Genomic DNA, 11,397 nt, shown 5'->3' with positions numbered 1-11,397 from the left:
CAACCTGCGTTCCTTGAAAGCGGGTTTTGTAGATCTTTTTGATATGTTGAACATCTAGTAATGACATACTTTTCTCCTTTTACTAGTAGATCAAGAAAAATTCTTGGGTTTGTTGCAGGACTTGGAGACCAAATTCCGTCTTTTCCAGATCGGGTTGGTTGCAGGGTTTCTCAGTCTTTTTGAGTTGTTTCATCCATTTCAAGAGTTTCATTTTCTTGACCTCCTTCATTTGATGAGACTATTGTATAAAAAATAAAAGGCGGCTACCATAACCTAACCTTTCATTTTGACCTTTATTTCTTACATTTTTGTAAGATGGGGATTTTATTTCTCAAAATCACATGATCTAAGCAATGACAAATCTTCTACATCATTTATCTTCGCTTGATCTAATCTAACAGATTGATTCATTACGAGATTTTCATATATATTTCGAACAAATCTTCCATTCGAAAAGTTTTTCTCATCATTTTGTATACTTGTTTCGAAATAATTGATCAATTTCAATTTCAGATTGTCACTTAGTCTATAGTCATCTTTTTGACACAGAAATTCTAATATTTTCAATAATTCATCTGGTATATAATTTCCAAATTCAATAAAGTAATTAAATCTAGATTTTAACCCTGGATTTGAAGAAAAGAACTGTTCCATTGGCTTTGTATAACCCGCAACAATCACAACTAAATCATCTCGATAATCTTCTAAGGCCTTCGTTAATTCTGTTAAGCATTCTCTACCATAAGAATCTGAATTTTCATTTTCGGTAATACTATATGCCTCATCGATAAAAAGAACTCCTCCCTTAGCTTTCTCAATCACATTTTTAACTTTCAAAGCAGTCTGACCTTGATATCCTGCAATTAAATCTGTTCGTGAAACTTCAATAAAGTGACCTTTAGATAACAAACCGAGTTGTTTATACATTTTTCCAACAATACGAGCTACTGTTGTTTTTCCTGTTCCTGGGTTACCTGTAAATGCCATATGCAAAGTTCTATTCGGAATTTTCAGTCCTTTTTCTTTCCTTATCTTTTGTATTCTTTGATAGGAAATCAGATGATTAACTTCTTCTTTGACATTTTGTAAACCAACTAATCGGTCAAGTTCTTTTTTTAAATCATCAAGAGAGCATTCTTCCGTCACTTGCTCATTTTTATTTTGTTTATAACCTTTTAGACTTACATAGCCTGCATATTTCAGAAGCGCTTCTGACAATTGATTTGCTAGAGTGGCGATCTTTTGAGAACCCTCTTGTTTTTCAATAACTAAGTATTGCAAAATATCAATGACTAATTTTTCAGAGTAATCATTGAGCAAAATAATTACTCGTTCATGAAATTTTCCTTTTGAATCTGTTTGGATATCAAATTTTTTTGCTAGTTCAATTAATTCATCCTGATAACGGCTCATTTGCTTACCTCATCAATAAAATGATCAAAGTCACAACAGCAACTCCGGTAGCTATGCCTATCAAAGCGAAAGAAGTTGTTAGCTTATTCGATAGGATATTCACTTGGCCTTTTACAGCATCCAATTCATTCTTTAACCGATTAATTTCTGTGCTTTCATCCTTCAAATCACTAGAAGGTTTTTCCAATGTCTCAACCCTACTCTCAAGTTGTTCAATAAGACTGATAAGTTGACTAGAATCAATTTCAGATAATTGATTTGACACACTTTCTTTAAACTGTTTTAAGGCGATTAAGGTAGCTTTTTGTTTCTCAATCGTCTGATCAATTCGCTCTTGCTCTATTAAAATCTTTTCATTTGTTTTTTTGATCGCAGAAACAGAAGTTAGTATAGCCTGAATGTAATCCTTATCCAATGCTTCTAAGGCTTTATAAACTTCACCAAATTCTTCAATTAAGTTTTGATCACGATCATAAACCTTTGAAAAATATTTCTGAAGTTTTTCAATCAATGAATTAAGTTCTTTCCCAGTCACTCCGTGTTCAGCCCACTCTAATCCAAAGATGTCTTCATGTGTACGAACTTTATCAAACTTCAACTCTTCTACATCCTGTTCAGCAAATTTTTTCAATTGTTCTTTTGCTGCATTAAAATCATGATTACTGACTTGTAAGTCAAATTCATTTTCCATAATAACTCCTAATCTGTTAACTCTGCCAACAAGGCGTCGATTTCTGTAAATTCATTGTCATTTTTTTCTTTTTCTTCAAGTAAAAAAGAAAGCTCATCCCGCATTATTTCTGCTGCTTGGTGATGTCGATCTTCCATTTGGCTCAAAGACTCCATTTTATCCACTCGAACAAGCGCCATTCCAACCGCATTCATTTGGTCTTGTACAATTAGTTTATCATTATATTTATCGATTTTTTTATTTGTTAATTCGTCAATCTGTTTGTCGACAATCATTTGATCAATTAATTTCAAGACAAATGCACCGGCTATACCAGCTACTGTTGCCCCCATAAATGTACCGATCAGACCAGACAAACTTCCTAGCAATGGGATTTCTACACCAAGTGGAGGAAAAATAGATAACAAAGTTGCTCCAATCGCACTACTTAAAACGATCGCTCCAGCAGCTGTTACTCCTGCAACAATAATTTTTCCTATCTCAAGCATTTTTACACTTGTACTTTTATTTTTATTTTCTGGATTTTTTAAATAGTCAATCGCATCGGTAAGAGATCTCCAACCTTGCTGAATAAAAGTCCAGACCTGCATAAATGTTCCAACTACAGGACCAATTATAGAGGTAGCTAACATCGTAACCATCGATTGCCCTACACCAAGGACATGATGAGAAAGATTGGTGATAAAGTTTGTAATTGCTTCCTTTACTTTTGCAATGAAGTTCTCGAAATTCTTCTCTCTTTCACCCAACCAAGAAATAAACTTCTTAACAATCTCTCTCAAAAATTCTGTCAACAATTGAAGAACAGCAGCTTTTAAAGCTTTCCCTGTCACTTTCAAAGCCTCTTTACGTCGTGATTTTTTGCCAGACTGTATGGCAATATTTTTATTCTCATCTTTTCTATTTTTTAGCTCTTCTCTAGCTTCTTTATCATCTTTTTCTAATTGTTTTCTATCAATATTAAAACGCTCTTCAGGCTTCAACCCGTTTCTTTCAGAGTTTAAAAACTCAGTCATAGTTTTATCATTCTTAGATTTATTTGCAGAGGCATCTAAATCATGTAAATTTTTAGAGCTATTGGCAAACTCTTTAACTTGCTCTTTAGAAAAAAATGCAGCCATTTCGATATCATTTAATTGTTCTTTAATGGAAACCGTATGATCTTTATGAACAGCTGCAGACCCCATATCTCTTCCCTTATCAAAAAATTGACGGGCTTCTTTTTTTAAAACTCTTTCACCTTTTTTATTAGTGGTAAAATTATCTTGCCATTTGTCATATCTTTCTTGATAATTAAACTCTCTATTGTGTGATGCAAATTTCCCTTTTTCAAAATTTTCAGTAGTTTGTATATGTGCGTCTTTTCGTAAATCTAGTTTTTGTCCGTTGTTATCTTTAATAAACTCTTCACCAATTTGGACTGCTAATTGATTTTGAACTTGGTCCCAAATGATGTCTTGAATGGCTTCTTCAAGATACTGGTTATTTTGTAGTTTTTCTCTATCCTCCTCAATTGAAGAAAGTTCATCTAAAATATCATTTAACTCAACTTGAAGAGTACTTTTTAGATCTATCAAATTGTCATATTCTAATTCATTATTAGTAATCTCTAATGTTTCATTTTTATTTTCCATAATAATCCCTTTTTCTTAATCCATGACCAACTTCTTTTCTTCAAAGCGAATGGCAACGGTCGTGCCTTGTCCGACCTCTGAATGGAGGGTGATCCTGTGGCCCAATTGCTCTGCGATTTTCTTAGATAGATAGAGCCCCAGCCCTGAAGATTGCTGGGTCAGGTGGCCATTGTAGCCGGAGAAGCCCCGCTCAAAGACACGGAGAACATCGCTATTTTTGATCCCAATCCCGCTATCTTTTATATAGAGAGCCTGGTCTTTAAAATAGATTTCAATCCCACCAGTGCTGGTGTACTTGAGGCTATTGGACAAGAGCTGCTCGATAATGACCAGGAGCCACTTACGATCGGTGATGACCTCCTGATCCAAATCATGCAGATCCACGGTCAAGTTCTTTTGGATAAAAAAGAGGGCATACTTGCGGACTACTTCTTTGACCATATCTTCTACCGACACGCGCTTTAAGACTAGATCATCATGAAAACTCTCCAGTCGCAGGTACTGCAAAACCAGATTGGCATAGGAGTCAATCTTGAAAAGCTCCTGCTCCATCTGCTGCTTGACAATGGGTGTCTCGACATCTTGCACCAAGAGCTGGCTAGCTGCAATGGGCGTCTTAATCTGGTGAACCCAGAGGGTGTAGTAATCCATCAGGTCATTGAACTTGGCCTGGGCTGTTTTGCCTTCCTCCAGCCGAGCCTGCTTTTCTTCTGTGTATTTTTCATAAAGGAGATGTTCCAAAGGCGAAGCAACTTCTATTTCCTCATACAGTGCTACTTTGCGATAGTCCTGAAAGGTTATGGCACAATCCCAGATCAAGACACAGAGGGCAAAAAAGCCTAACACCAGGGTCGCATAGAGGAAAACCGTCCCGGTCTCTGGAAATAGATAGGCAAAGACCAGATCGACCATCAAAAAGATGACCAATAGATAGAGTAGGCGCCTGCGGGATACCACATATTGCCAGAAGATCGTTCCAAATTTATTCATGGGTCAACCCGTAACCGATGCCTTTCTTGGTTTCGATGAAGTTTGACAAGCCAGCCTCCTCTAGTTTCTTGCGAAGGCGGGCCACATTGACAGACAAGGTATTGTCATCAATAAAGAAGTCGCTATTCCAGAGCTCCTTCATCATATCATCGCGCGCCACGATACTGCCCGCATGTTCAAATAGGACGCGCAGGATCTGAAATTCATTCTTGGTCAGCTTAATGACTTCTCCTTGGTACATCAAGTCTGTGGACTTGAGATTGAGGATGGCTCCCCGGTGTTCCAGCAAATTTTGATCTGTCCCAAATTCGTAAGAGCGGCGCAAGAGTCCTTGGACCTTGGCAAGGAGGACATTTTGATCAAACGGCTTGGTGACAAAGTCGTCTCCCCCCATATTGATGGCCATGACAATATCCATGGCTTGATCCCGTGAAGAAAGAAACATAATCGGAACCTTTGAAACCTTGCGAATCTCTTGGCACCAGTGGTAGCCATTGTAGAGAGGCAGACCAATATCCATGAGAATCAAGTGGGGGTTACTTTCAACAAAGATCCCGAGGACATCCATAAAATCCTCTACTGCAACCACTTCATAGCCCCATTGTTCCAATAATTGTTTGACCTGTTGGCGGATAATTTCATCGTCTTCCACTAAGAGAATTTTATGCATGGCTTTCTTTCCTTCTTTTTTTCTTCTTCCTATTATAACAGATTAAGAGGCAGAGAAAAAGGCTGTTTCAGAGGGAAAGAAGAGCTGAGTCCTACTTTCTTGATGGGAGGCGCTTTTTCTACATCCATTTTTGTGCTATACTGAAAGAAATAAGACACGGGAGGCACAGATGTCGACTATTTTTGATTACCTAAAAGAAGTGACTTACGATTCCATATATGACCGCCCCTTCAAGGAGCTGGATGTCCTCGCTTTGACAGAGCTGACCTATCTGCCCTTTGGACACATTGTGCCTCAAGGAGATACAACAGGAATTCCAGTGCGCCTGTCTGATGCGATGGAACTGATCGATCGGACTACCGATTTTATCGTGAGTAACCAGCACCTGCAATTAGTCGATGAGTTGGCTACTTCAAAGCGCTTTAAGAACATCAAACTCCTTAACTATGTCGATGAGTGCGATCCCGATGTGCAAAAACAATTTGCGGCCATGACCTATCGGCTTAGTCTGGATACGTATTTGGTCGTTTTCAGAGGGACGGATGACACCTTGATCGGCTGGAAGGAAGACTTCCATATGACCTATATGGACCATGTTCCAGCTCAAAGACGCGCAGCCAGCTACCTGCAACATGTCATGAAGGAATTTCCAAAAGGACGTTTCTTAGTAGCTGGTCACTCCAAAGGGGGGAATCTCGCAACCTATGCTTGCTCGTATCTACCTGATTCCTTATTTGAACGGGTCGACGCCATCTACAGCTACGATGCTCCTGGCCTCAACAAGGCCATTATCGAAACCGAAGGCTACCAGCGCACGTCTCCAAATATTCGTCGCTTTGTCCCTCAAGGATCCATCGTTGGCATGATGTTGGAAGTGCCAGAACCGACGACCATTGTCAAAAGTCGCGCTTTTGCTGGCTTTGCCCAGCACGACGCCTTTACTTGGGAAATCAAGGACTACAGCTTTGTGACCGTTTCTGAAACCAGTCCAGATAGCCAGCAGACCGACCTGACCTTGAAGCAATGGGTTCGTGAAACATCGGCAGACGAGCGCAAGAAGTTTTTTGACACCTTTTTTGGCATTTTTCTAGATGCCGGCATCACTTCCATCAATGACCTTACCGATCTCAAACAGCTAGCTAAGGCCAAGGAAATCCTCCAAAATGCCCAGGATCTGGATCCAACCGAGCGGGAGATGCTAGAACGCTTGGCCAAGCAGCTCATCGACACCCGCTTTCAAGCTTGGAAAAAATGGCAGACGGTCCCCCGCATCCTGGTTCAAATGGCCGCATTTTTCAAGCGAAAAAAACAGTCGAGCTTTCCTCGCCACTGCTCTTAGAACACAAGGAGTGAGGCTCAACAACTGAAAAAAGAGGCCACCTCTTCTATTCACTAGAACGCAAAAAGAGAGTGGGACAGAAATCGGTAATTCGTTAGAATTCGATTTCGTCGTCCCACCTCCGCACAGTTGAGTAGGGCTGTAAAAGCTGATGAAATCAGCGTAGTAGAGCCCACTCAACCACTGCGTCTTGCTCGACAATCCAAAAATAATCGAGAGGCTAGGACTTTTGTTCCAGCCTCTTCTCTATTTTCTATTAGTTCTGAGGAGATGAAGCATCTGGCGTGCTTTCTTCTGTTACAGCTGCGCTTGCAGGCTCTGTTTCTGTCTCAGTTGTAGCAGGCTTGCTTCCTTCTAAAGCTGCTGCTTCTTTTTCCACCGGAGTTTCTGTAGGGACAGGCGTTTCAGCTGTGGTAGCTGCTTTGCCCGCTTCGCTTGCAGATGGCGTTGCTGCCAACTCTGCCTGGAATGCTTGGATAGCCTGTAGTAAGGCTGCTTTATCACTCTTTGGATTAGCCAATTGGTCAAAGAGAGCTTCTAAGCGATCAAATACCGCATCACTAGCTCCCTTGTCCTGCAATTGTTGGTGCAAGGCCATCAACTGGTTATAGAGCTGTTGATAAAGAGCGACATCCCCAATTTGAGGCTCTTCCGTTTGCTTTTGTTTTTGCTTTTCAATGGTATCGCTGATTTCACGTAGAAGTGCTTCCCCACTTGGAATAGCCTTGTCTGGATCAGATTCTTTTCCAAGTTGAGCCAAGCCTGTTTCAAAAGCCGTTCGTTTACCTTGGTCTTCGACTTGTGGCAAGAGCGACTGGATTTGCTCTAAGAGGGCTGTCAAAATCTTGTTCTGTTGACGGGCTTCTGTTGCCTTATCCAACTCTCCATACAAGCCTTTGAGGAAATCATAAACCGCTAAGTTGTAGGATGGGTTTTGACTTCCTTTTTGATCCAAAACTGTTTTTTCAATAGGATAGGTTTGGCCTTTTTCTTGGGAGAAGAGCTGGTCAATAGCTTGCTTAGTTTGGTAGAGCTCCATAAAGTGAGACTTGGAATCCCAAGCTTCTTCAAAGGCTTGAGCTCGGTAGAGCTTCAAGGCTAGATCTGCCGCCTTAGTGCGGAGTTCTGGTGTCAAGCGCGCATCGCTCAAGCTTTGGTAGAAATACTTGAGGTAGTCGACAGATGTCACACCCGTCCGATCTTGCATCTCCTGAACAGCTTCTAATAGCTTCCCTTCCTGCTCTATACGCTTGCTGTCCTTGGCAGTATAGGCTTCCTGCAATTGAGAGACCAACTCTTCCTTCTTCAATTGGAAGGCTTCTGTGTCTAGCAAGCGCACTTGTTCCAACAATTCTTGGTAACGACGATCCAAGGCTGTCTCTTCTTTTGGTTTGACCGCTTGGGTCGCATGAATGTACTGCGCATCAACCTGTTTGAGACTAGCTAGATAGCCCTCTGTTGAATTACTTGGGAAACTCTTGACATTTTCCAAGAAGTGGCCCAAGATCAGCTCAATCCGTCTTTGTTGCAATGGATCAGAAGCATAGAGAGTCCGGCTTTCTGCTAAGAGCTGGTTGACCTTGTCCTCTACGACTTTCTTGTCCAAGTCTCCTTTTTTGTAAGGAGATTGGATGGTTGGAAGACGGTGGGCTAAGTAGTCTGCTAGTCCTGCTGAGCGCACCTTGATATAGTGGTTGTGATCGCCATGCGGGATAACAAACTGACCATTTTCAATCTGGAGGCTATATGGAGAAATCCCTGAACGAAGCGCTGTTGCATAGAGTTCATTGATAAAGTCTAGTTCAGGATTGCCAGTTTCAAGTGGGATCCGGACATGTTCCTTCCGAACGGCATAAGGATGGATGTGGGTCGGATCGTATTCTTGGTCTGGATTGTTAAAGACAAAGAAACCATTGGAAATCTTAATGGCCTCACGAGGGACACCATAGGTCTTGCTGATGTACTGGATCTTTTCCTCATCTGAGGCATCGCGAGAATAGGTCGCAACGTCATCTGTCAGGGGCTGACCCTTGTCCTCTTCTTTCTTACCAGCTAGAGTTGCCTCTGCTGCTGCAATCTCTTGAGGAGATAGGTCCTTTTTATAGAAATAATGGGCATGGTTGCCATGAGCGACCATATAGCCGTCCTCGTCCTTGCTGATAACCTTGTCTGCGTGGAAGCCATGATCGTGCTCCTCTTCGTGCTCGTGATCATGACTGTCCCCATGTTCATGTTCATGATCGTGCCTGTCGCCATGCTCGTGATCAGGATCAACTGGTTTTGTACTTGGACTTGAAGGCCGATTTGGACTTATTTCAGCAGGTGTAGTAGCACCTTGAGCACGAAGCAATTGGAATTGCCGCGCCAACTCACGCTCTAAAGGAGATAGGGAGCTATATGGGATAAAGTGGAAATGATCCCCATGAGGGTAGACAATCCCTTGATCGGTCCACTTGGTAATCTTACTTGGATCAAAGACAGAACCGTCAGACTCCACATGACGAGAAGACAATGGGGCTTTCTGCAATTCTTCGATCAAGTTGGTCAGGGTTGGACTCGGTTTAGAGGTAGCCGGTTTAGAAGTCGTTGGTGTCGTCTGTGTATTAGTTGGACTGGCTGATGGCTGGTTGCTCGCTTGCTTCCCAAGGTTTGGAGAGGCCTGATCCGGAGTCCCTTGCCCTTGCTCTGTGCTTGCTCCAGCTAGGTGTGAGTTTCCAGCCTGATGGCCGGCTTGACCACCTAAAACGGAGAGGGCTGCTGCTAACTCTCCAGCAGATAAGGCACTCTTTGGAATATAATGGAAATGGCCACCATGGGGCACAATAAAGCCGTCCCCTGTATCTGAAATGACATCTCCAGGGCTAAAGACATAACCATCGTCCGTACGGTAGCCACCAGCTGTATGGTTCTTAGCCGTCAGCATCTCAAGAGTCTTACCTTCTTTCAGCGCTTGACTAGGTTGACGGAAGTCACGGGTCTTGCCTGCCTTGTGCGAGGAGCTCGCCTGCACCGATCCCGTTTCCCCTTCTTCTTTTGCGCCTCCTTTTTGCTGTTGAGCGATCTCTTCGATCGAGCGCACATTAACCGTATGTTGGGCATCCTTTAAGTAGAGATAGTATTTCCCAGCGCGTTTGATAATATAGCCATCCTTGACCTTGCTCACGATATCCGCTTCTTGCAGCTGATAAGTTGGATCCCGCAAAATCAACTCTTCACTAAAGATGGCATCAAATGGAACCTTGCCGCTGTAGTAATGAAAATGATCCCCATGAGAAGTGACAAAGCCTTCATCTGTAATCTTAATGACAATCTGCTCTGCCTGGGTCTTTTCCTTGGCATTGACCGCTTCGATGCTGTCTTCCTTTTTACTTGAGGCAGACGATGACGATTTCTTGTCAGCTTGCAAATACTGAATCTGATTCTTTTTCTCTTCCTTGACTTGTGGCTGCTGACTGAGCGCATAGGCACAGAGTCCTAGCCCCAAGGTCGCTACAATTCCAATCGTTCCCTTTTTCTTCATTCTTGATTTACTCCTCTAATTCCTTGGCTAAACTCGCCATATTTTCTTCTAAATTTGCTAATAGATCCTTATCGTTTTGCGGATCAGCTTCTAGTGGATCCAAAACCTTGACACGCGCCCCTGTTGCCTTGGCGATACTATCTGCCACCTTTGACGACGTGTGCTTCTCTACGAAGATCGTTTTCACCTGATAATCTTTGACAAACTGCTGGATCTCCGCCAATTGCCGGGCGGTTGGTTCTTGCTCAGGGGAAATCCCTGCAATCCCCAACTGCTTGAGACCAAAGCGTTTGGCCAGATAAGAAAAGGCCGTATGCTGGGTCACAAACGTCTTTTGCTTGGCCTTGTCAAAGACAGGCTGGTAGCGAGCTACTATTTCCTCACAGCGCTTTTCAAGCTTTTGGGCATTGGCCTGATAGAGCTCCTTGTTCTTTGGATCGATCTCTCCCAAGCGCTGGGCGATAATCTTTCCTTCCTCTGCAATTTTCGCAGGGTCCAACCAGGTATGCGGGTCATACAGGTGCTTGGCTTCTTTTCCCTGACCAGCCTCAACATCCTCTAATCCAGCCACCTTATCAAGGGTCATTCCTTGACTCCCTTCGATCACCTGTAACTTGGAACCTTGTAGATTAGGATCTAAACGACCAGCCCAGGATTCCAGGGTCTGAGAATGATAGACAAATACATCCGCATCATAGATTTGGGCCACTTCCTTGGTTGAGGGCTCGTAATCATGGATCCCTGCACCGGACTGAACCATCCAGATGTCATTTTGATCCCCAGAAATTTCCTTGACCAGAGCATAGATGGGATAAAAACTCGTGACAATTTTGAGACCTTTTTTAGAAGGGGGCTTGCCTGCATTTCCTTGACTAGCACAAGCTGCAAGCAGAAAGAAACCGAGGAACAAGAGTCCCAGCACCTTCATTTTTCTCCTTTTCATCCTTCACCTCTTTTTCATTTTCGTTAACTAGTTTATTAATCAGTTAATTAACTAGTTAATAATACTGCTAATCATTTGCTTTGTCAAGTCTTTTTTACATTTTTTTCCTTTTAATGCTAGAGACTAACCTTTTACTAGCCTCCGCAACCTTTCCTTGCAGTAAAAAAAGAGGCTGGGACAAAAGTCCTAGTCTCTCA

At 42.3% G+C, this 11,397-nt stretch carries 8 protein-coding genes and 1 pseudogene; 1 reads left to right on the top strand and 8 read right to left on the bottom strand.

Annotation, left to right across the window (positions count from 1 at the left end):
- Positions 1–82: 82 nt before the first annotated feature.
- From HMPREF2704_RS11440 to HMPREF2704_RS00490, 6 genes are all read right to left on the bottom strand, one after another.
- A complete protein-coding gene (locus HMPREF2704_RS11440) occupies positions 83–211 on the bottom strand; it encodes a hypothetical protein (RefSeq protein ID WP_003011905.1) in 129 nt (42 codons plus the stop codon).
- Positions 212–324: 113 nt separating this feature from the next.
- On the bottom strand, positions 325–1,413 hold the full coding sequence (locus HMPREF2704_RS00510; protein ID WP_070845342.1) for an AAA family ATPase: 1,089 nt from the start codon (positions 1,411–1,413) through the stop codon (positions 325–327).
- A gap of 4 nt (positions 1,414–1,417) precedes the next feature.
- Positions 1,418–2,104 (bottom strand): hypothetical protein, encoded by a 687-nt coding sequence (locus HMPREF2704_RS11370; protein WP_070505909.1) that lies wholly within the window; start codon positions 2,102–2,104, stop codon positions 1,418–1,420.
- Positions 2,105–2,112: 8 nt separating this feature from the next.
- Positions 2,113–3,738 carry an AI-2E family transporter gene (locus tag HMPREF2704_RS00500; protein ID WP_070845340.1) on the bottom strand — a complete coding sequence of 542 codons (1,626 nt, stop codon included), beginning with the start codon at positions 3,736–3,738 and terminating at the stop codon, positions 2,113–2,115.
- A gap of 15 nt (positions 3,739–3,753) precedes the next feature.
- A complete protein-coding gene (locus HMPREF2704_RS00495) occupies positions 3,754–4,728 on the bottom strand; it encodes a sensor histidine kinase (RefSeq protein WP_070845338.1) in 975 nt (324 codons plus the stop codon).
- Positions 4,721–5,398, bottom strand: a complete 678-nt coding sequence (locus HMPREF2704_RS00490; protein ID WP_070845336.1) for a response regulator transcription factor — start codon at positions 5,396–5,398, stop codon at positions 4,721–4,723. The genes HMPREF2704_RS00495 and HMPREF2704_RS00490 overlap by 8 nt, the downstream gene beginning before the upstream one ends.
- A 169-nt stretch (positions 5,399–5,567) precedes the next feature.
- On the opposite strand from HMPREF2704_RS00490, the pseudogene HMPREF2704_RS00485 reads away from it, so the two are divergent.
- A pseudogene (locus HMPREF2704_RS00485) lies at positions 5,568–6,751 on the top strand (DUF2974 domain-containing protein).
- A 242-nt stretch (positions 6,752–6,993) separates the two neighbouring features.
- Here the strand turns inward: HMPREF2704_RS00485 and HMPREF2704_RS00480 are convergent.
- Both HMPREF2704_RS00480 and HMPREF2704_RS00475 read right to left on the bottom strand, forming a co-directional pair.
- Entirely contained in the window at positions 6,994–10,257 is a 3,264-nt protein-coding gene (locus HMPREF2704_RS00480; RefSeq protein WP_070845334.1) for a pneumococcal-type histidine triad protein, read from the bottom strand.
- Between the two features lie 7 nt (positions 10,258–10,264).
- Positions 10,265–11,200 (bottom strand): metal ABC transporter solute-binding protein, Zn/Mn family, encoded by a 936-nt coding sequence (locus HMPREF2704_RS00475; RefSeq protein ID WP_070845332.1) that lies wholly within the window; start codon positions 11,198–11,200, stop codon positions 10,265–10,267.
- Positions 11,201–11,397 lie beyond the last annotated feature (197 nt).

The organism is Streptococcus sp. HMSC076C09, assembly GCF_001837905.1.
Classification (GTDB): Bacteria; Bacillota; Bacilli; order Lactobacillales; family Streptococcaceae; genus Streptococcus; species Streptococcus parasanguinis_I.
Note: the sequence above shows the minus strand (reverse complement) of the source record. Positions and strands in the feature narration are given on the sequence as shown.

Excerpts from the sequence above, each read along its gene's own strand:
- HMPREF2704_RS00495 (WP_070845338.1), bottom strand. The coding sequence starts at position 4,728 with ATGAATAAATTTGGAACGATCTTCTGGCAATATGTGGTATCCCGCAGG.
- HMPREF2704_RS00480 (WP_070845334.1), bottom strand. The coding sequence starts at position 10,257 with ATGAAGAAAAAGGGAACGATTGGAATTGTAGCGACCTTGGGGCTAGGA.
- HMPREF2704_RS00510 (WP_070845342.1), bottom strand. The coding sequence starts at position 1,413 with ATGAGCCGTTATCAGGATGAATTAATTGAACTAGCAAAAAAATTTGAT.
- HMPREF2704_RS11370 (WP_070505909.1), bottom strand. The coding sequence starts at position 2,104 with ATGGAAAATGAATTTGACTTACAAGTCAGTAATCATGATTTTAATGCA.
- HMPREF2704_RS00500 (WP_070845340.1), bottom strand. The coding sequence starts at position 3,738 with ATGGAAAATAAAAATGAAACATTAGAGATTACTAATAATGAATTAGAA.
- HMPREF2704_RS00490 (WP_070845336.1), bottom strand. The coding sequence starts at position 5,398 with ATGCATAAAATTCTCTTAGTGGAAGACGATGAAATTATCCGCCAACAG.
- HMPREF2704_RS00475 (WP_070845332.1), bottom strand. The coding sequence starts at position 11,200 with ATGAAAAGGAGAAAAATGAAGGTGCTGGGACTCTTGTTCCTCGGTTTC.
- HMPREF2704_RS11440 (WP_003011905.1), bottom strand. The coding sequence starts at position 211 with ATGAAACTCTTGAAATGGATGAAACAACTCAAAAAGACTGAGAAACCC.